The organism is Kribbella sp. NPDC005582 (assembly GCF_040605415.1).
Classification (GTDB): domain Bacteria; phylum Actinomycetota; class Actinomycetes; order Propionibacteriales; family Kribbellaceae; genus Kribbella.
In genome coordinates this window covers 2,200,653-2,221,128 of record NZ_JBEXCU010000001.1, presented here as the reverse complement: position 1 = coordinate 2,221,128, position 20,476 = coordinate 2,200,653, and the positions used below count along the sequence as shown (strand labels likewise).

17 protein-coding genes are annotated in these 20,476 nt (G+C 68.1%); 7 read left to right on the top strand and 10 right to left on the bottom strand.

What is annotated here, in order from left to right; all coding sequences use genetic code 11:
• Positions 1–85: 85 nt before the first annotated feature.
• Together ABZS29_RS11005 and ABZS29_RS11000 are read left to right on the top strand one after the other, a co-directional pair.
• Positions 86–613 (top strand): MarR family transcriptional regulator, encoded by a 528-nt coding sequence (locus ABZS29_RS11005; protein ID WP_355460646.1) that lies wholly within the window; start codon positions 86–88, stop codon positions 611–613.
• 99 nt (positions 614–712) lie between these two features.
• Complete coding sequence (locus tag ABZS29_RS11000) at positions 713–2,272, top strand: molybdopterin-dependent oxidoreductase (protein WP_355460644.1); 1,560 nt, start codon at positions 713–715, stop codon at positions 2,270–2,272.
• Here the strand turns inward: ABZS29_RS11000 and ABZS29_RS10995 are convergent.
• Positions 2,253–2,864, bottom strand: a complete 612-nt coding sequence (locus ABZS29_RS10995) for a TetR/AcrR family transcriptional regulator (RefSeq protein WP_355460643.1) — start codon at positions 2,862–2,864, stop codon at positions 2,253–2,255. The genes ABZS29_RS11000 and ABZS29_RS10995 overlap by 20 nt on opposite strands.
• 55 nt (positions 2,865–2,919) lie before the next feature.
• On the opposite strand from ABZS29_RS10995, the gene ABZS29_RS10990 reads away from it, so the two are divergent.
• The 3 genes from ABZS29_RS10990 to ABZS29_RS10980 are packed head-to-tail and all read left to right on the top strand — an operon-like array spanning position 2,920 to position 6,552.
• A complete protein-coding gene (locus tag ABZS29_RS10990) occupies positions 2,920–3,540 on the top strand; it encodes a hypothetical protein (protein WP_355460641.1) in 621 nt (206 codons plus the stop codon).
• Positions 3,537–5,600, top strand: a complete 2,064-nt coding sequence (locus tag ABZS29_RS10985) for a YhgE/Pip domain-containing protein (RefSeq protein WP_355460640.1) — start codon at positions 3,537–3,539, stop codon at positions 5,598–5,600. The genes ABZS29_RS10990 and ABZS29_RS10985 overlap by 4 nt, the downstream gene beginning before the upstream one ends.
• Before the next feature lie 13 nt (positions 5,601–5,613).
• A complete protein-coding gene (locus tag ABZS29_RS10980; RefSeq protein ID WP_355460638.1) occupies positions 5,614–6,552 on the top strand; it encodes a cyclase family protein in 939 nt (312 codons plus the stop codon).
• Here the strand turns inward: ABZS29_RS10980 and ABZS29_RS10975 are convergent.
• The 7 genes from ABZS29_RS10975 to ABZS29_RS10945 all read right to left on the bottom strand — a co-directional run bounded on the left by ABZS29_RS10975 (position 6,549) and on the right by ABZS29_RS10945 (position 15,283).
• Positions 6,549–7,793, bottom strand: coding sequence for a hypothetical protein (locus tag ABZS29_RS10975; RefSeq protein WP_355460636.1), 1,245 nt, complete (start codon positions 7,791–7,793; stop codon positions 6,549–6,551). The genes ABZS29_RS10980 and ABZS29_RS10975 overlap by 4 nt on opposite strands.
• Positions 7,790–8,629, bottom strand: coding sequence for a carbohydrate ABC transporter permease (locus ABZS29_RS10970; RefSeq protein ID WP_355460635.1), 840 nt, complete (start codon positions 8,627–8,629; stop codon positions 7,790–7,792). The genes ABZS29_RS10975 and ABZS29_RS10970 overlap by 4 nt, the downstream gene beginning before the upstream one ends.
• A 13-nt stretch (positions 8,630–8,642) precedes the next feature.
• Entirely contained in the window at positions 8,643–9,533 is an 891-nt protein-coding gene (locus tag ABZS29_RS10965) for a sugar ABC transporter permease (RefSeq protein WP_355460633.1), read from the bottom strand.
• 1 nt (position 9,534) lies between these two features.
• Complete coding sequence (ngcE, locus tag ABZS29_RS10960) at positions 9,535–10,914, bottom strand: N-acetylglucosamine/diacetylchitobiose ABC transporter substrate-binding protein (protein ID WP_355460631.1); 1,380 nt, start codon at positions 10,912–10,914, stop codon at positions 9,535–9,537.
• A gap of 111 nt (positions 10,915–11,025) precedes the next feature.
• Positions 11,026–11,694, bottom strand: a complete 669-nt coding sequence (locus tag ABZS29_RS10955; RefSeq protein ID WP_355460630.1) for a putative N-acetylmannosamine-6-phosphate 2-epimerase — start codon at positions 11,692–11,694, stop codon at positions 11,026–11,028.
• Positions 11,691–12,623: a BadF/BadG/BcrA/BcrD ATPase family protein gene (locus ABZS29_RS10950; RefSeq protein ID WP_355460629.1), complete on the bottom strand. Its 933-nt coding sequence runs from the start codon at positions 12,621–12,623 to the stop codon at positions 11,691–11,693. The genes ABZS29_RS10955 and ABZS29_RS10950 overlap by 4 nt, the downstream gene beginning before the upstream one ends.
• Positions 12,620–15,283, bottom strand: coding sequence for a hypothetical protein (locus tag ABZS29_RS10945; protein ID WP_355460628.1), 2,664 nt, complete (start codon positions 15,281–15,283; stop codon positions 12,620–12,622). Before ABZS29_RS10945 ends, ABZS29_RS10950 begins: the two co-directional genes overlap by 4 nt.
• Before the next feature lie 101 nt (positions 15,284–15,384).
• Between ABZS29_RS10945 and ABZS29_RS10940 the strand changes: the two genes are divergently transcribed.
• Positions 15,385–16,215, top strand: coding sequence for an LLM class flavin-dependent oxidoreductase (locus tag ABZS29_RS10940; protein ID WP_355460626.1), 831 nt, complete (start codon positions 15,385–15,387; stop codon positions 16,213–16,215).
• A 19-nt stretch (positions 16,216–16,234) separates the two neighbouring features.
• Positions 16,235–17,320 (top strand): glycoside hydrolase family 172 protein, encoded by a 1,086-nt coding sequence (locus ABZS29_RS10935; RefSeq protein ID WP_355460624.1) that lies wholly within the window; start codon positions 16,235–16,237, stop codon positions 17,318–17,320.
• On the opposite strand, the gene ABZS29_RS10930 is transcribed toward ABZS29_RS10935, so the two are convergent.
• Positions 17,317–18,732, bottom strand: a complete 1,416-nt coding sequence (locus ABZS29_RS10930) for a gamma-aminobutyraldehyde dehydrogenase (protein ID WP_355460623.1) — start codon at positions 18,730–18,732, stop codon at positions 17,317–17,319. The genes ABZS29_RS10935 and ABZS29_RS10930 overlap by 4 nt on opposite strands.
• Positions 18,729–20,354, bottom strand: coding sequence for an amidohydrolase (locus ABZS29_RS10925; protein WP_355460621.1), 1,626 nt, complete (start codon positions 20,352–20,354; stop codon positions 18,729–18,731). Before ABZS29_RS10925 ends, ABZS29_RS10930 begins: the two co-directional genes overlap by 4 nt.
• Positions 20,355–20,476 lie beyond the last annotated feature (122 nt).

Genomic DNA, 20,476 nt, shown 5'->3' with positions numbered 1-20,476 from the left:
AGAACAGCGCTGATCGACCGGCGATCTGTAGCCAAAAGGTCACCCCGTGTAGCGAAGTGAACTAGTCAGCTACTAGAGTCCGCGCATGACCATCGCGCCTTCGCTTTGCTCGCCCCTAGCGCTCGCCGATGCAGAACCCACCCGCGCCGCGGAACCCTGGGAAAGCGACGTGATCACGGCTTATGGCCTGCTGCGCGAGGCAGCGGCCGAGCTCGATCAACTGATGCGTCACTCTCTCAAGCGCAGTGGTCTGCAAATGGCAATGTTCGAACTGTTGCTGCGGCTGGCCCGCAGTCACGGGGAGAAGCAGCGTTTGACCTCCCTGGCCAGGGAGCTGACCGTCACCACCGGCGGCATCACCCGGCTCGTGGACCGTGCCGAGAACCTCGGCCTGGTTCGTCGCGAGCCGTGTCCCGACGACGCCCGCGGTTCGTACGCGGTGCTCACCGAGGAGGGGAAGCGGCGGCTGCGCGAAGCACTGCCGGATCACCTCCTGGAGATCGACAGCCTGTGGATGTCGCAGCTGTCCGACGACCGCGACGTCGTGCTCGGCAAACTGCGCCGGGTCCGGGACAACGCACGCCGCTGGCCGAACGGCCGGCCCGCGCTCTAGGCGAGCAGTACCAGCAACGACAACTTCAACGGATTACCCGGAACTAACGGATGGGGCGCTCGGCTGGTGTCGGGCGCCCCTCCGCGTCAAGGTTGAGATGTGAATCAACAGCTGGCCGAGCGCGAGCAACAGACCGAACGCCACGCGGACGGCCGGCGCGCGACCCGATGGCGTGGCGCGCTCGGCGGCGTACTGGCTGCCTTGGCCGGTCTCGCGGCCGGCAGTGTCGCGGCCGGCCTACTCGGTACGTCGCAGACTCCCGTGGTCGCGATCGGTTCGGCGTTCATCGACCGAGTGCCGCCGTGGCTGAAGGAACTCGCGATCGCCTGGTTCGGTACGCACGACAAGACCGCACTCCGAACCGGCATCCTGATCGTCCTGCTCGCACTGGCCGCGGTCGGCGGCGTCCTTGCGGTACGCCGGTACTGGGCCGGCGCGCTCGTGGTCGTCGTACTGGCCGGCGCAGCGGTCGCCGCCGCGATGACGCGCGCGGACTCGGGGCAGACGGGGTTCTTGCCATCGGCCGTCGCCGGGCTCGTGGCACTCGGGGTGCTGCGCCTGTACACCTCACGGCTGGAACCGCTGCTCGACTTCCCGGACGACGACGTCAGCCGCCGAGGCTTCCTGCAACTGTCCGCCGGTGTCGCGATCGGCACGGTCGCGATCGGGGCACTGGGTCGCGTGATCGGCGGCAGCCGGACCGCCGTGGCCGATGCGCGCAAAAGCCTGAACCTGCCCAAGCCGCCGTCGCTGGTCCCACCGGCCGGTGTCCAGGCCGACGGCGCAACCCCGTGGGCCACGCCCAACGAGGACTTCTATCGCATCGACACCGCGCTCGCGGTGCCGCAGATCATGCCGTCGGACTGGAAGCTGCGGATCCACGGCATGGTCGACAAAGAGCTCAACCTCACCTTCGACGACCTGCTGAAACGCCAGGTGCTGCACAAGTGGGTCACGCTGACCTGCGTCAGCAACGAGGTCGGCGGCGACCTGATTGGGAACGCCTTGTGGTCAGGCGTCCTGCTCAAGGACCTTCTCGAAGAAGCAGGTCCCTCGAAGGACGCCGACGCGATCCAGTCGACGTCAAAGGACGGCTTCACGGCCGGTACGCCGCTCAGCACGCTGCTCGACGATCGCCAGGCGATGCTCGCGTTCGCGATGAACGGTGAGCCGCTGCCGGTGGAACACGGGTTCCCGGTGCGGATCGTCGTACCGGGTCTGTACGGCTATGTGTCGGCGACGAAGTGGCTGGTCGATATCGAGGTGACCCGGTTCGACCGGTTCGAGGCGTACTGGACGCCGCGCGGCTGGTCGGAGCTCGGTCCGATCAAGCTGTCGTCGCGGATCGACGTACCGCTGGGCAAGAAAGTGACCGCGGGCCCGGTGACGGTGGCCGGCGTGGCGTGGGACCAGCATGTCGGGGTGTCGAAGGTCGAGGTCCGCGTCGATGGTGGCCCTTGGCAACAAACCACGCTCGCCGCGGACGGGTCGATCGACACCTGGCGGCAGTGGCACTGGACCTGGGACGCGCCGCGCGGGACGCACATCCTGCAGGTCCGCGCAGTCGACGGGAAAGGCACCCCGCAGGTCGAGGCGTCCGCGCCACCGGCTCCGGACGGCTCGACCGGACTGCACACGATCAGTGTGAAGGTCGACTGACCGCGTCCAGCACGATCGGCAGAAAGGCGTGCTCCAGCGAGCCCGGCGAGACCTTGCCGGGCTCGAGCAGGCTCTGCGATCGCGCACCCTCGTGCACCGCGATCACCAGGCGCACGAACTGCTCGGCCGGCACGCTGAACTGCAGGTGACTCGCAGCCGAAATCTCCTCGACCAACCGGGTCAGGCTGGCCCGAAACATCGCGCGCTGCTCATTCAGCGCCCGCGCCGCGTCGGGATTGCGCAACGCGTGCAAAGTGAACTCTGTCGAGATCAGATGCCATTGCCGCTGATCGCCGATAGCCTCGTCGAGCAACCCCAGGATGGCGTCGAGCAGCGTGCCGGGCTGGTTCGCCAGCTCGGGCAGTAGCGCCTCGATCTGCTCGAGCAGCCGGTCGGTCGTTGCCTGGAACAACGAGAGCACCAACTCGTCCTTCGAGGTGAAGTTCGAGTAGAACGCGCCCCGGGTGAAACCTGCCTGGTCACAGATGTCCTCCACGGAGGCACCGGCGAAGCCCCGCTCGGCGAAGACTTCGAGCGCGCCTGCCAGGAGGCGGGCCCGAGTGGCGGTACGACTGCGCTTGGGTGGTTCCATAGGAGTAGGATACAGTTCTGTATTGAATACACAACCGTATTGAACGGGGAAGAGAATGCAGCTCGAGGCCGTCGGAGTCAGCGTGTTCGGTCCGCACGCCCCGATGCTGACCGGTACGTCGGTGTCGGTCGACGAGAAGCAGGTCATCCTGCTGACCGGCTACCCCGGCCCCGGGCACGTTGCTGCCGCACTGGCTCTCTCCGGGCGCCTCAAGCCGGACACCGGCGAAGTCACCCTGCAGGGCTCCTCGGACCCCGCAGTACTGCGTCGCCGGGTCGCTGTGGTCGACGCACCGGGAATCACCGAGCCGGACGACGCACTGCCCGTTCAGACGGTTGTCGGCGAGGAGCTGGCCATGGCGGGTCACAAAGCCGGCCGGAAGGCCGTGCTGGAGTGGCTGAGCGAGCATGGCGCCGCTGAGCACGCCGACAAGCGCTTCGAGCACCTGCCGGTCGCTGCCCGCACCAGACTGCTCGCCGAGCTGACGGTCGCGCGACCGGACGTGAAGGTCGTCATTCTGACCATGCCGGACCGGCATGGCGGCGATCCGCACGAGTGGTACGCGCTCGGTCAGGAGCTGGCCGACCGTGGCTACGCGGTCCTGATCACGTGCGCGGACACCTCCGCCCGGTTGCTCGACGTACCCGCAGAACAAGTTGAGGAGATGAAGGCGTGACCGCGCTCCGGATGGCCCTGAGTGAGCTGCGGCGGCTGACCGCCGGCCGGCTGCCCAAGCTGGCCGTGGTGGCCCTGCTGATGGTCCCGGTCCTGTACGGCGGCCTCTACCTCTACGCGAACCACGATCCGTACAGCAGGCTGAACCAGATCCCCACCGCGGTCGTGGTGGAGGACGAGGGGACGACGCTGGCGACCGGCGAGAAGCTGAACGTCGGGCCGCAGGTGGCCGACGAGCTGGTGAAGTCGAAGAGCTTCGACTGGCACCGGGTCGACCGGGCCGCGGCGACCAAGGGAGTCTCGGACGGCAAGTACGAGTTCGCCCTGGTGCTGCCGAAGTCGTTCTCTTCAGACCTGGCCTCCAGCGCGGAGTTCCAGCCGCGGCAGGCGAACCTCGAACTGCTCACCAACGACGCCAACAACTACATCGCGCACACCATCGCCAACCAGGTCGTCGCTCAGGTCACCAAGACCGTCGCCTCGCAGGTGAGCGAGACCGCGGCGAGCAAGCTGCTGGCCGGCTACAACACCATCCACGGTCAGATCAGCCAGGCCGCTTCCGGCGCTGCGCAGCTCCAGAACGGGCTGACGTCCGCGTCCACTGGCGTTGGCAAGCTGCAGAGTGGTGCGAGCCAGCTCAACACTGCACAGCAGCAACTGTCGGCCGGTGCGACCAAGCTGGCCGCAGGTACCGGACAGGCGAAGCAGGGCGCGGCGAAGCTCGCCACTGGCGCTGACCAGCTCAGCGACGGCCTGGGCACGCTGAAGTCCAAGACCGCGAGCCTGCCGAAGCAGACCAAGGCGCTGGCGAACGGCGCTGACCAGGTGGCCGACGGCAACGAGAAGATCGCCGGAGTGGGCCGGCAGGTCGCCACTGCGTCGAGCGCTCTGGTCAAGGACCTCAAGGCGTTCGACAAGACTCTGGCCGCTCGCTTGAAGGCACAGGGGCTGAGCAACCACCAGATCAACGTCATCCTGTCCGAGACCGCCAAGCTGCGCGGTCCGGTCCTGCGGGCGAACACCAAGATCCAGTCGACCTCCACTCAGCTCAACCAGCTCGCCGGTGGCGCACGCAAGGTCTCCAACGGAGCTGCCCAACTCGCCAAGGCCACGCCGGCTCTGACCAACGGCATCAGCGCGGCAGCCAACGGCGCCAAGCAGCTCGACAACGGAGCGGGTCAGCTGAGCTCTGGACTGACCACGCTGCAGTCCGGCGCGCAGCAACTTGCGGCCGGTGAGAAGCAGGCGGTGGCCGGGCAGGGCCAGCTCCTGACCGGGGTGAACAGCCTGGCCGACGGCATGACCAAGCTGAAGAACGGCTCGGCCCAGCTGAACAGCGGGCTGCAGAAGGGCGTCAAGGAGATCCCCAACCCGAGCGCGGCGCAGCGCAAGGCCACCGCCGAGACGCTGGGCGCACCGGTCACCCTGCAGAACGTCTCGCAGGCGAGTGCCGAGAGCTACGGCGCCGGGCTGGCTCCGTTCTTCCTCTGCCTGGCCTGCTGGATCGGCGCCTACGTACTCTTCCTGCTGGTGCGGCCGCTCTCCCCGCGCGCTCTGGCCGGGCTGCAGTCGCCGTTCCGGGTGGCGCTCGGCGGCTGGTTGCCGCCTGCTCTGTTCGGCGCGATCCAGGCGACGCTGGTGTTCACCGCGGTGACTCTCGGACTCGGCATCCACGCGGCACACCCGTGGCTGACGGTCGGCTTCCTGATCCTGACCTCGGTGACCTTCGTCGCGATCCTGCACGCGCTGGCCTCGTGGTTCGGTGCCATCGGCAAGTTCCTCGGTCTGGTGATGATGGTGATCCAGCTGGTCAGTGCGGGCGGCACGTTCCCGTGGCAGACCATCCCGGCGCCGCTCTACTTCTTCCACCACGCGCTGCCGATGAGCTACGCGATCGACGGCGTCCGGCACCTGATGTACGGCGGCTCCACCGCATCGCTCGGCAAGGACCTGCTGGCCCTGGCCGCCTGGTTCGCAGTGGCACTGGGCGCGTCTACGCTGGCTGCGCGCAAGCAGCGGGTGTGGCCGGCCAAGAAGCTTCAGCCGGAGCTCGCGCTCTGACGGGAGAGTTTGGATGAGGCCTACACAGGACGACGTCCTCGGATACTTCGACACACTGTCGAACTGGGGACGCTGGGGCGACGACGACGAGCGCGGCACGCTGAACCACATCACCGACGAGGTCCGGCTGGCCGCAGCACGGGCCGTGCGCCACGGCAAAAGCGTCTCGTGTGGCTGGGAGATCGGCGTACCGGGTGAGATGGAGCGGGCGACCAATGTCTGCCCGTGCGCGGTGGAGATGCCCGGTGCCGAGCACATGCCGCAGCTGTTTCAGAACGACCGGCGCTGGGGCTTCTCGAACGAGCGCCTCGGCATCATGTTCCACGGCAACACGATCACCCACCTGGACTCGCCGTGCCATCTGTTCTGGGACGGCAAGACGTACAACGGGCGGTCGCACTCGATGGTCGACGCCGAGACCGGTTCGGCCTGGGCGGCCGTCACTGCGGCTGCGGACGGGATAGTCACGCGTGGCGTGCTGCTGGATGTTGCGGCAGTTCGCGAGGTGCCGTGGCTGGAGCCGGGTGAGGGTGTCTACCCTGAGGACCTCGAGGCGGCTGAGCGTCGCCAGGGCGTGCGGGTGCAGTCCGGTGACGCGGTGCTCCTGAGGACTGGCTACGGCCGCGCGCGGCACGAGGCCGGGCCTAGTGGTGGCATCACTCAGGCCGGCTGGCACGCGTCGTGCCTGCCGTGGTTGCAGGAGCGAGAGGTCGCGCTGATCGGCGCCGACACTCCCCAGGACGTGCAGCCGTCCGGGTATGACGACGTACTGATGCCGGTGCACGCGGTGAGCCTGGTCGCGATGGGCCTGTGGATGCTCGACAACTGCGACCTGGAGCAGTGCGCGTCGACAGCTGCCGAGCTCGGCCAGTGGGATTTCCAGCTCGCCGTGGCACCAGTCCGCTTCGCCGGTACGTCGGGCAGTCCGGTCAACCCGATCGCCACCTTCTAAGCGTTCACGAAGGCCGCCGTCTCGGTCAGCAGCTGACTGGTCGCCGGCTGGTCGAAGTACGTGATGAGCGCTTCGTACACACCCGCCTCGGCCGCGGCCGGATCGACGACGTACCCGAAGTAGCCATCGGTGTAGCCGACCACTCGCGTGATCGGATGGCTGCTCTTCTCCTGCAGGGTGGCGCCGTGCAGAGCGAACAGCTCGACTGGCAGGTTGATCCAGCAGACATCGCCCATGGTGACCACGCTGACCGGGAGCTCGAGTTCGGCCGGCAATGCGACCGCAGTCATCAATGCCTGCCCTCTGGCGCCGTCCAGGCGAGTCTGCGCCATCCTGGCCGACGGATCGTCCATGCCACTCCGCGCAGCGCTCTCAGCCGTCCTGACGATGGCAGCGGTGTCGTCGGCGGGAGGTAGCGACCGCACCGGCAGCCGGACCGTCGTACGGCGGATGCTGGGGGCAGCCGAAGGTAGTGCGAGCCCCGGCTCAGCCAGCGCCTCCTTGACTCGTGTTGCGAGCAGCTCACCCAGCCTGGTGACCTCAGCCGCACCACGTCCCTGCCGAGTGAACCGCGGGCTCACATCACCCGCCGCACCCTGCAGATAGCCGACGACAGTCGGTCTGAGCGCAGCTCTGGCCGCACCGGGCCAGTCCGCCGACCACAGCAAGTTCTCCGGCCCGTACGTCGTCGGATGGCACGCGAAGTCCAGCAGAACGGCCTCCAGCGCACCAGCCGGCGAATGCAACGCGAGCACACCAGCCGTGTTGTCGTGCGGACCGTCCTGCCGGTGCCGGTTGGTCCCGACGCCGGTCACCTCGACCGACCGCCACGACGCCACCACCGCCCGCCGATCCAGTACGGCGTTCGCCACCGCAGCGGTGAGTGGTTCGTACAGCTCGGCCTCACGCTCGGCCGGAATGACCGGATGGATCTGCCCGGTCCATCCGCTCGGACCGGAGTGCGTGTGCGACGCCGACACCACCACGTGCTCGGCCGGGATGCCTGCTGCCTGCGATGCCGCCGCGGACAGTTCGGCGGTCAGCTCAGCGCCGACCGCGATCGCGTCCAGGGTCAACCACAGCACGCCGGGGTCGTCCGCCGTACTGAGCCAGATGATGGTGGCGTGCAGTGGATCGGCCGTACCGGTCGCGGGACCGGTGCGGGCGGCGTACCCGTCCAGGTGGTGACCTGGCGGTGGTGTGACGTCCAGGGACGTCGCGGCGAGCATCAGTTCCGTCACTTCAGGGCTCCTGCGGTCATACCGGCACTGATCTGCCGATGAAAGGCAAGGTAGACCGCGAGGACCGGGAGGATCGAGATGGTGAGCCCGGCGAACAGTCCCGAGTAGTCCGAGTGGTACCCCTGGGTCACCGCGAGGTTCGCCAACCCCTGGGTGACCAGGTAGCGGTTCTCGTCGGTGTTCAGCACCAGCGGCAGCAGGTATTCGTTCCACATGCCGAGGAACTGGAAGATGCCGATGCTGACCAGCCCCGGCCGGGCCAGCGGCAGCATGATGCGGAACAACACACCCCAGTGCGAGCAGCCGTCGACGAGCGCGGCCTCGGCGAGCTCCTTGGACTGGGTCTTGAAGAACGCGGTCAGGAAGAAGACCGAGAACGACATCCCGCCGGTGGCGTAGACCAGGATCAGGCCGAGGTAGCTGTTCATCAGTCCGAGGTTCTGGACGACGAAGAACAGCGGCACCAGGGCCATGAAGCCGGGGAACACCATGCCGCCGACGAAGACGTAGTACAGGGCTTTGCTGCCCGGGAACTCGAACTGCGCCAGCACGTAGGCGACCGCCGCCGACAGCAGCAGGCAGAGTACGACGCCGCAGGTCACCACGACCACACTGTTGAAGAAGTAGCGGCCGATGTGCGACTCGCTCCAGGCTCGGGAGAAGTTGTCCCAGTGCCACACCGCCGGAAACTGCCACGGGCTCTGGAAGATCTCCGAGTCGGTCTTGAACGAGCTCACCACCGACCAGAGCAGGGGGAACAGCACCATCGCGCCCCACACCAGCGCGAAGCCCTGGGTCAGGCCGCCGAACACGTGGCCGGTCCGCGTGCGGGTCATCGAACGCACCCCCTCAGTAGACGACCCGCTCGCGGCGGGTCAGCCGGAACGTGAGCACGGTCAGGATCATGTTCAGCGCGAACAGCGTCACGCCGATCGCGGAGGCGTACCCGAACCTCCCGTACGTGAACGCGTTCGTGTACATGTACAGCGAGATCACCTGGGTCGCGTTGTTCGGTCCGCCGGAGCCGACCGAGAGCACCTTGATCAGCGCGAACTGGTCGAGCGCCCCGATCACCAGGAACGCGATCGCGACCTGCACGGTGTTCCAGATCAGCGGCAGCGTGATCCGGAAGAACGCCTGGATCGAGTTCGCGCCGTCCAGCAGGGCCGCCTCGTAGAGCTCCTTCGGGATCGCCGCCATCGCCGCGGTGAACAGCACCACGTAGAACCCGACTCCGGCCCAGACCACCACGGCCATGATCGAGCCGAGCGCGGTGTCGCCGTCGCCCAGCCAGGACTGGGCGAGCGCGTCCAGACCGACGCCGCGCAGGAACCCGTTCAGCAGGCCGCTGCGCGGTTCGAAGATGAACTGCCAGAGCACGCCGACGACCGCGATCGACAGCACCGCCGGGAAGAAGTACACGATCTTGTAGAACGTCGCGCCCCGGATGCCGCCGCGGTGGTTGAGCACCGCGGAGAAGAACAGCGACAGCGTGATGATGATGGTCGGCAGACTGACCAGCAGGAACAGGTTGTGCCGCAACGCCGTCCAGAAGATCGCGTCGTGGAACAACGCGACGAAGTTGTCGAACCCGATGTAGGTGTACGTCGCCGACAGGCCTTCCCAGTCGGTGAACGCGATCGGGAAGGCCTGCACGTACGGCGAGACCACGAACACGGCGTACAGGCCGAGCGGGATCAGCAGCAGACCGATGACGAAGCGGTACTTGCCGTGGTGCATGTCAGACGTGGTACTTCTTGATCGACGGGTCCTTCGCGGTCTCGTCGGCGTACTTCTGCATCTGCTTGCTCCACTCGTCCGGCGTGACCTCGCGGTTCATCAGCGCGGCCATCGCGTTGTCGGAGCTGTCCAGCAGCTTCTTGTACCAGTTGCGGAACTTGAAGTCGGCGAACATGTTGGTGCCGGCGGCCGTTATCACGTCCTGCATCGACTGCGCGGCGTGGCTCAGCTTCACCCCGTCGGTCCCGCCCTTCACCACGACCGGCGAGTTGGTCAGCTGGGCGAAGTTCTGCATGCACTTCTTCGACAAGATGATCCGCAGCAGCTCGATGCCGCCCTGCGGGTTCTTCGCCTGCGCGGGCACGATCAGCGCGCCGCCGGGACCACCGGTCACCGTCTCGAACGGCGCCTTGTCGTCCTTGGACCAGCCCGGCACCGGCGCCATCGTCATCGCGAAGTCCTTCGGCGCGTCCTGGCCGGACTCGTTCTCCAGCCAGCCGCCGCAGGGGATGAAGACCGCCTGGCCCTTGGCCCAGAAGGCCTGCGACTGCTTGTGGTCGATGGCCTGTGAGCCCTCCAGCAGATAGCCCTTCGCGGCCAGCTCCTGGTAACCCTCGGCGGCCTGGATCAGCGCGGGATCACGCCAGGCGTTCGGCTCCAGGTTGTCGAGCCGCGTCTTCAGCTCCGGCCCGGCCGCCTTGTACGCCGTCATCAGCATCGGGACGGTCAGATACCCGGGGTACTTGCCCTGGTAGGTCCACGGCGCGATCTTGGTCGACTTCTTGATCTCGGCGCAGAGGGCGAGCATCTCCGGCCAGGTCTTCGGGTAGACCCAGCCGTGCTCGTCCATCAGCTTCTGGCTGAACCAGATGCCGCCGGTGCCGATCACGTACGGCATCTCGTACTTGACGCCGTCGTAGACGCCGGCCTCGGCCACGCCCGGCAGCAGGGTGTCCTTGAACTTCACGCCGGGCTGGTCGTAGGCCTCCATCTCGAGCAGCGCGCCGATGTCCATGACCTGCTTCTTCGCGGCCAGCGCCGCGCCGTCCAGACCGACGTTCTCGATCAGGTCCGGCGGGTTGCCCTGAATGAACCGGGGCTGCAACTGCTGCTGGAGCTGCTGACCGCTGGTCAGCTTCACCGCCGCCTGCGGAAACTCCTTGCGGTACAGGTCGAGCGGCATCTCGGTCCACTTCTTCCCGTACCCGCCGTCGAAGTTGAAGAACTCCAGCGGTTTCGTGCCGTCGACCTTCGCACCGAGCGCCGGGGGCGCGGACTTTTCAACGACCGGCTTCGCACAGGACGCCAGCGCGGCCACGGCGGGCGCCGCCAGCGCGACGCGGAGAAGGGTTCGGCGGTCGACGTGGGCGTCTGTGCTCATGGGACGCGTCCTCTCCAGGGGATGGGTTGGGACATGGATACGCCCGCGCGACGGCACTGCGGAAGGGGATTCGACCTGCATCGACAAGGTGGAGTAGACCACTCTGATGCGTTATGACGTGCTGATCGCGCTCACCAGACGGGCTGTGATGTCCATCGGATTCGTGATCGCGTAACCGACCACGACGGCGTACGCCCCCGCATCGCAGACTGCGCGCACGTCCTCCGGCGTCCGAACCCTGCCTTCGGCAACGACCGGGCAATCGAGCTTGGCGGCCAGCTGCCGGACCAGCTCGACGTCTGGTCCGCTCGGAGTGTGGCCATTGGTATAGCCGGACAAGGTCGACGCGACCATGTCGGCACCTGCGGCGCGGGCCGCGATACCGGCTTCGACGGTGTCCACGTCGGCAAGAACCGGTACGCCGAGTTCGGCGTGGATGCGGGCGATCTGCTGGTCCAGGCGTTGTCCGTCCGGACGTGGTCGCAGGGTGCCGTCGAGGGCGATCAGGTCGGCACCGGCTTCGACGATGCCGATCGCGGACTCGAAGGTCGGCGTGATGAAGACGCCGGCCGGGTCACCGAGCTTGTTGATCCCGATGATCGGGAGGTCGGTGACCGCGCGGATGGCGGCGACATCGGCGGCGCCGTTGGCACGGATCGCGCCCGCTCCACCGGCTTCGGCGGCGCGGGCCATTAGCGCCATCGACTCCGGAGCGTGCAACGGATTGCCGGGGGCAGACTGGCAGGACACCACCAAGGTGCCCGGGGCGAGAACTGTCATTGTTTCCTCTGGATCACGGTCAGGGCGGTGTATGGGCCGAGCTCGGCGGTGGCTAGTCGCTCGGCGCCGTCCAGTGCGTTGCCGGCGGCGGGGACGAGGTCGGCGCGTGTGGAGAGCGCTGCGCGGACTGGTGCGAGCAACTGTTCACCAGCACCGGCGAAGAGCCCGCCGACACAGGCGACCGGGACCGGCCCTGTGCCGATCAGTTTGCCCACCGCAGCGTCAATCGTCTCGGCGATATCTCTCGCTGCGGCTTCTAGGATGCCTTGGGCAACGACATCACCTTCGGCGGCACACCGCAGTACGTCGGGTGCGAAGCGAGCCACGTCGTCGACCAGAGTCGGCGAACGGTAGTAGGCGATCGGATCGATCAACGTGTCGGCGAGCTTGGTCACCGGCCCACGCCCGTCCCGAGCGCGTTGCACGGCCCGCAGTCCCGCCCGGCCGATCGAGAACGCGCTCCCCGCGTCGCCGAACAAGTACCCATGCCCGTCGAGCTTGTGCCAGCTGCCATCGCGGTCCACCGCCAGCCCCACCAACCCGGTGCCCGCAGCAACCACCACGCCGTACCCGTCGGGCAGCGCGCCGGCATGAGCCGTCACCATGTCCTGAGTCAGCCGAACCTCATCCGCGTCGAGGAGTTGAAGCACCTGGCCGGCGAACGTCGCCGCGGCGCCGGGCGCGGACGGGTAGCCGCTCAGCCCGAGCGCGACGACCCCGACGCGCGGGCGCACCCCACCCGGAGCAGGCGAGGTCGCCTCTCGCTCCACCACCCCGGCGTCCGTGGCCGCCGCGCGGATGGCGTCGAGCATGCGGTCGGCGGCGTCTGCGCCATGGGTGTACCCGGGGCCGGCACCCGTCTCACCTGCGGGGAGGACGCGGAGGCGGAGGGCCGACTGGCCGCCGTCGATCGCCACGTTCACCTTCATGCGGTGAGCCAGTGGGAGTAGTCCTGCCACGGGAGGTGCCAGCGGTTGACCTTCCGGGTACGGCGGTCCTGGCCGGCGGTGTCGTTCGCCACGAGACGGACGGTACCGAGCTCCTCGTCGTACAGGACTGCCGGGGAGCCGGTGAAGTGCAGGGTGCCGACCTGTTCCCAGGGAGTGTGGCCGCCGCGAACGTCGATCATCGAGCAGTGGTGGATGTGCCCGTCCGCGCCCAACGCGTAGACCTCGATCGCGTTGGCGCCGGGGTTGAACGCGACCACGGGCTCGTCGGCCAACTCGAGGTCGCCGATCTGTTGCCAGCGGCCCTGACCGAGGCGGTCATCCAGGTAGGTGTGGTGCAGATGACCGTCGACTCCACGGACATAGATCTCGTCGGCACCCACCGGAGAATTGCGCGCCCAGACCGGCTCTCCCGCCGCGATCAACTCTCCCAGCACAGCCTGTACGCCGTTCTGGACCCGGATCACCCGGCCGTCGTCGCGGCGCCTGAAGCTGGCCGGCGCCGGCTCGCCGGCCTGGATGGCGTCGAATTCGGCCCGGATCGCCGCGGGCAGGTCAGACTTCCCAGCGCTCTCCGGGAAGAACGTGTCACTGGTCAGGTAGAGCATCGCGCCGATGATCGCCGGGGCGACCGACCAGCCGGTCTCGACGCAGTACGGGCCCCACCCGAGGTCGGCGTTCGAGCCGAAGTACTCCCAGGAGTCGAAGTCGAACGCGCGCTGCCAGGTACCGTCGAGCTGCTCGTCGTCGGGGTCGTCGATCTGAATCCGGCTGAGATAGTCGAGGACGCCGTACGCCAGCTCCTCGAACACCGGGTCGCCGGTCACCCGGTAGGCGAGCGGCAGCGCCCAGGCCGCGAACGGCGTTCCGTACAGCTGATCCGTGACGAGGTCACCGTTCGCCGCGAAGATCGCCGCCTCGTCGACGCCGTACGCCTCGTTGCTCGGCGGGCACTTCCCGTCCCACTCGGCGAACCCGCCGTCCGGGCCCTGCTTGCTCTTCAGGTACGCCGCCAGCGAGCGCATCGTCTCGAGATACAACGGCTTGCGGGTGTAGTGGTAGGCGCCGGCCAGCGGCAGTAGGAAGCGGCCGGCCTCGCAGGTCCGGCTCGTCTCCAGCCGGGCGCGCGGATGGTGCCCGGCCATGTGATCCAGGCCGCGGGTGGCCGTGTCGAGGTAGCGCTGGTCACCGGTCAGACCGTAGGCGTAGAGGTAGGCGCACTGCGCCGAGCTCTGCCAGTGCGAGGTGAGGTCGAGCCCGTCCGCGATCGGCGAGCGGGCGATCTCGTCCCAGCCCTTCACCAGCAGCGTGGACGGCGTCCGCCACGGATCGACCTGCAGCCCGAGCTCCGCGCTCGACGTACGAATCAGCGCCTCGACGCCACGGAGGCCGGGCTCGACGTGACCGGACATCAGCGTGAACAGCGAGATCCATCCGTTGTCGTCGGCAAACAAGTTGTTGGTGCCGGTCAGGTCGGTGCGGGCGCCGCGTGGTTCGAAGGATCCGTAGAGCTGGTTGCGATCGGTGAGCTGTTCCTCCTCGACGACCAGTCGCATCAGGTTGGCGGCGATCGTCCGGCCGCGCGGGAAATCGGCAAGGTCGGCGTACATCCGGAACGCGTGCGCGGTCTGCACGAAGCAGTCACCCCGAGGCACCGGCCGGAACGGAAGCTTGCCGTCGGCATCGATCTCGTTCGAGAACCCCTCGGCGACGCCCTTCGAGCCGTCGGGGGCGTCGTAGAACATGCCGGCCCGGTCGTACCAGGCGATCGCCCGGTCGACCATCCGGCGGTACCGCTCCGCGCGCGGACCCACCGCGATGGTGACGTACTGGTCAGCCATTACGAAGGTGTGCTCGCCGTCCGGCAGGTACTGGGGATCGGACTCGAACCGCCCGGGTCTCGTCTCGACCAGGTCGAGCCCGGTGAGCTGCTCGGCCGCCGGCTTGACGCTGGATCGGACCACGAGCTTGACCGGCTCACCACTGGCGACCCAGACCCGCGGCTCGGTGAACAGCTCGATCTCCTCGGCGAGCTGCACGCCGGTCAGCTGGCCGACAATTACCTGCAGTAGCCGGCGCCACCGGCGTACCGGCTTGTAGCGGCCCTTGAGGTGATGACTGAGCGCGGTCGTGGCGTAGAGCAGCCGGCCGTCGCCGACCGGGATGTCGAGCAACGCCGGGAAGGTGATGTCCGGCGGACCGAAGATCGCCTCGTGGGTCCCGGCGACGGTGCCGTAGCTGCACAACTCGATCGCGTTGCCAGGAGCAACCACCTGCTGCGCGCGCGACGAGTGCTCGTCGAGGATGTGCAGCGGTTCGATCCCTGGTAGGGCCGCCGTGGTGAAGATCCGCTCGATGTGCGCGGTCCGGAGCTCGCCGGCCGGCAGGAAGCCCGTGTTGTCGAGCGCGAACTCCACGTACGCCGACCCGCCCGCGCGTACGTACTCCGCCAACCCGGTGACGTCGAGGCGCTCGGGCTCGGGATAGCGGCCGGCGACCACGATCACCGCCGCGTAGGCGGAGAGGTCCACGGGCAGTTCGTCGTACCGGGCGGAGGCGAGGCCGGCCTGGTCGAGTGCGGCCGTGAAGGCGGCGGCCGGTTCCGGCGGGCCGATCACGGCGACAGGCACAGATGCGGTCACCGCATCACTGTCCCCGACAGCGGGCAGCCGGTAAAGCACCTCGAGTAGACCACTCAGGCGCGAAACCCGGGCGTCGGCCGGTCACGTGGCAGGCTGGACACATGCGCTTTGGGCTGAAGGTCAATCCGGCCGGGTGGGACGACGCGGTGTCGTGGGCGAAGGTGGCCGAGCAGGCCGGCTTCGACGGGCTGTGGACCGGCGACAACCTGCGGAATCCGCGGGATCCGGCGATCCCGGTGCACGACGGGCCGACGATCATCGCGGGCTGGGCGGCGACCACCGAGCGGATCCGGGTGGGCATCCTGATCGCGAACCTGGTCTTCCGGCACCCGACCGTCCTGGCCAAGACCGCGACCTCGCTGGACCACGTCTCCGGCGGCCGGTTCGACCTCGGGATCGGCTCGGGCGTCTGGCCGACCGACCACGGCATGGCCGGTACGCCGGTCTGGACGGCACGCGAGCGGACCGACCGGCTGACCGAATTCGTCGCGATCGTGGAGCGGCTGCTGTCGGGTGACGTGACCGATCACGCCGGCCCCTACTACCCGTACTCGCTGGCTGCGATGACGCCGGGGACGATCCAGGAGCGGTTGCCGCTGATCATCGCGGCGAACGCGCCCAAGGCGCTGGCCGCGGTCGCGGCGCACGGGGACGGCTGGGTGACGTTCCCCGGCGCGGCCGCCGAGGAGGAGTTCTACGCGAAGTCGGTCGAGCGGTCCCAAGCTCTCGACGCGGCACTCGACGGGCGCAAGATCCGCCGGCTGCTGCTCGGGTACGGCGAGCTGGACCCGTGGGGTTCGGTGGACGGATTCGCCCGGATGGTCGAGCGATACGCCGCGATCGGCTTCGACGAACTGGTCCTGTACACGCCGAAGGAGCACGAGAAAGTGGTCTTCGACAAGGTCGTGAACAGGCTGGACAGCTACCGCTAGCCGCCTAGGGTCGGGCCTCATGGGTGACTTCAACGGGCTCGACGTCCATCTCGGCAACGTGGCGCGGCTGTCCGCAGCCCGGACCTACTCGATCAGCGCGGAGAACCGCGACGGCGCCAAGGGCGGTGGGGCGCGGGCGACCGAGGGAACCATGTCGCGGCAGGCTCGCGACCTCGGCGTCGGCTGGAAGATGTCCCCGTGCATCCCGTTGCCGGCCGGCTCGACCACGACGCTGGCCGAGATCGAGGGCTCCGGCGCGATCACGCACCTCTGGATGACCGTGGACAAGAAGGTGTGGCGGTCGCTGGTCCTCCGCGCGTACTGGGACGGCGAGGAGACGCCGTCGATCGAGGTTCCGCTCGGCGACTTCTTCTGCAGCGGCTGGGGTGAGCACGCCCAGGTGAGCTCGGTGCCGATCGCGGTCAATCCGTCGGGCGGCTTCAACAGCTACTGGCAGATGCCGTTCCGCGCCGGCGCCCGGATCACGATCGAGAACCTCCAGGAGGTCGACGTACCGGAGCTCTTCTACCAGATCGACTTCGTCCGCACCGAGGTTCCGGACGACGCGGCGTACTTCCATGCGCAGTTCCGGCGGTCGAACCCGGTCCCGTACGGCGAGGTGCACACGCTGCTGGACGGGGTCCGGGGTCAGGGGCAGTACGTCGGCACGTATCTCGCGTGGGGCTGCAACAACACCGGCTGGTGGGGGGAGGGCGAGGTCAAGTTCTACCTGGACGGCGACGACGAGTTCCCGACCATCTGCACCACGGGGACCGAGGACTATTTCGGCGGCGCGTGGGGGTTCATCCATCCGGACGGCGTCTATGCGACGTTCACGACGCCGTACCTGGGGATGCCGCAGGCGATCCAGCCGGACGGGTTCATGAAGAACCAGCAGCGATTCGGCTTGTACCGCTGGCATCTGACCGACACGATCCGGTTCACTTCAGATCTTCGCGTGACTGTGCAGGCGCTCGGGTGGCGGCGCGACGGCCGGTTCCTCCAGCTCCAGGACGATCTGGCCTCGACGTCGTTCTGGTACCAGACTTTGCCGCACGCGCCGTTCCCGGAGCTGCCTTCGCGGGACTATCTCGAGGTGATCTAGAAGGCCGACATCACGTGCTTGATCCGGGTGTAGTCCTCGAGGCCGTACATCGACAGGTCCTTGCCGTGGCCGGAGTTCTTGAAGCCGCCGTGCGGCATCTCGGCGACGATCGGGATGTGGGTGTTGATCCACACACAGCCGAAGTCGAGTCTGCGCGACATCCGCAGCGCGCGGCCGTGGTCCTTGGTGAAGACCGATGACGCGAGACCGTACTCCACGCCGTTCGCCCAGCGCAGCGCTTCGTCCTCGTCGGTAAAGCGCTGGACGGTGATCACCGGGCCGAAGATCTCGTCCTGGATCGCCTCGTCGTCCTGCTGCAGACCCGAGACGACCGTCGGTTCGAAGAAGTAGCCGCGGTCGCCGATCGCGTGCCCACCGGTCTGTACGGCGGCATGGTCGGGCAGGCGGTCGACGAAGCCCCGGACCCGGCCGAGCTGGTCGGCGTTGTTCAGGGCGCCGTACGCGACGTCCTCCTCGGGCTGACCGGTCGTGGTCTGGCGGGCCTGCTCGGTGAGGGCTGCGACGAAGTCGTCGTGGATCCGCGGACCGGCCAGCACGCGGGTGGCCGCCGTACAGTCTTGGCCGGCGTTGAAGTAGCCCGCGACCGCGATCGCCTCCGCGGCCGCCTCCAGGTCGGCGTCGTCGAAGACGACCACCGGCGCCTTGCCGCCGAGCTCGAGGTGGGTGCGCTTGAGCTTGCGCGCGGCCGAGGACGCGACCTCGCGGCCGGCGCGGACCGATCCGGTGATCGCGACCAGCTGCGGGATGTCGTGCTCGACCAGCGCGCGGCCGGTGTTGCGGTCGCCGCAGACCACGTTGAGCACCCCCGGCGGGAGGAACTCGTTGCACAGCTCGGCGAGCAGGACCGTCGAAGCCGGAGTGGTGTCACTCGGCTTGAGGACGACGGTGTTGCCCGCCGCCAGCGCGGGAGCGATCTTCCAGATCGCCATCATCAGCGGGTAGTTCCACGGCGTCACCTGGCCGACGACACCGATCGGCTCGCGCCGGATCCACGAGGTGTGGCCGGGCATGTATTCACCGGCGGACCGGCCTTCGAGCACCCGCGCGGCCCCGGCGAAGAAGCGCAATTGGTCCACACACGGCGGGATCTCCTCGCTCGCCGTCAACGCCAGCGGCTTGCCGGTGTTGCGGCTCTCGACCGCGGTGAACTCGTCCGCCCGCTGCTCGATGGCGTCCGCGATCTTCAGCAGCGCGCGCTGCCGGTCGGCCGGCGTACTGTCCCGCCAGCTTTCGAACGCACGCGCCGCCGCGGTGTACGCCTGGTCCACGTCCTCCGGTCCGGACAACGGCGCTTGCGTGTACGACTCCCCGGTCGCGGGCGCGATCACGTCGTACGTCGCTCCGCTCTGGGCGGCGACCGGTTTGCCGTCGACAAGGTTGGTCAGCGTCACGAGGGGTCCTCTCTGGTCGAGCCGAAGACGAGTTCGCCCTCGACGTAGGTGGCCCGGACTCGGGCGGTGTTGATCTCGTCGGTCGGTGCGGTGAACGGATCGCGGTCGAGGATCGCGAGGTCCGCGAGCGCGCCGACCTCGATCCGGCCGGTGTCGTCGGCGTGGTTCACCCAGGCGCTGCCTGTGGTGTACGCCGCGAAGGCGGTCGCGAGGTCGAGCGCCTGCTCGGGAAGGAACGGCTCGTCGGCCTCGTCGGTACGGCGGTTGACCGCGACGTGGATCGCTTCGAGCGGGTCGGGGCTGGAGACCGGCCAGTCGGAACCGGCGACGAGTCTGGCTCCGGTGGTGTGTAGCGACTTGAAGGGATACTGCCAGCCGGTGCGCTCGGGGCCGAGGAACGGGATGGTCAGTTCGGTCATCTGGGGTTCGTAGACCGCCCAGAGGGCTTGCATGTTCGCGGCGACGTTGAGCTCGCGGAACCTCGGGATGTCGTCGGGGTTGATCACCTGCAGGTGCGCGATGTGGTGCCGGTTGTCGTTGAATCCGTTGCTGGCTTGGGCTTTTGCGAAGGCGTCGAGGGCTTCGCGGGCGGCGCGATCGCCGATCGCGTGCACGTGGACCTGGAAGCCGGCGGCGTCGAGCTGGGTGACATGGTCTTGCAGGGCTTGCGGATCGACGAACGAGAGGCCGGAGTTGGCGGTGCGGCAGCCGCAGCCGTCGAAGTACGGGTCGAGCATGGCGGCGGTGAAGTTCTCGGCGACGCCGTCCTGCATGATCTTGACGCTGCCTGCCCGGAATCTTGGGTAGTTCAGCTCGTTGCGCTTGGCAATGAGTTCGGGGATCTGCTCGGCGCCGCGCTCGCGTTGCCACCAGAGGGCGCCGTTGACCCGGGCGGTCAGGCGGCCGGTTCGCGCGAGCTCGACGTACGCGGGGGTGGAGTCGCCGAGATTGGCGTAGGCGCCGAGGATCGCGTCCTGCCAGCCGGTGATGCCGAGTGAGTGCAGGTAGGCCTGCGCGTCGAGGAGCGCGTCGACCATCTCCTGATGGGTGGTCGGCGGGACGAGGCGGCCGACCAGGCTCATCGCGCCTTCGTGGAGAGTGCCGGTCGGGGTGCCGTCGGGGCTGCGCTCGATGCGGCCATCTTGGGGATCGGGGGTGCGCGCGTCGATTCCGGCGAGTTGGAGCGCCTTCGAGTTTGCCCACGCGCTGTGATGGTCGGCGTTGACGAGGAAGGCGGGTCGGCCGCCGGTGACCGGGTCGAGGTCGGTGGCGTTCGGGGCGCCGCCGGGGAAGTCGGGCTGGTGCCAGCCGCCGCCGAGGATCCACGGTGCTGTCGGGTGCAGAGCGGCGTACTGGCTGATCTTGGCCTGGTACGCCGGGAGTCCGTGGAACGGTGAGAGGTCGCAGTGCGCGCGCTCGACGCCGCCTTGGACGGGGTGGATGTGCGCGTCGACGAAACCAGGGAGAAGCAGTCCGCCCTTCAGGTCGACGACCTTGGCGCCGCTGCGCTGCCCCAGGTCCGGGCCGATCGCGGCGATCCGGCCGGCCTTGATCGCCACCGCGAGGCCCGGCCGGTACGTGGTCCCGTCGAAGACGGCGCCGTTCACGAACAGGGTGTCCACGCGCACGACCTCTCGCAGTACGGAATCCGAACCTTTTGGCCCTACAGAATGATGACATCGACACTCTATCGGCTCAACCGACACGAAATCACTTGCCAGTGCGGAAATTGCCAGGCAGGATG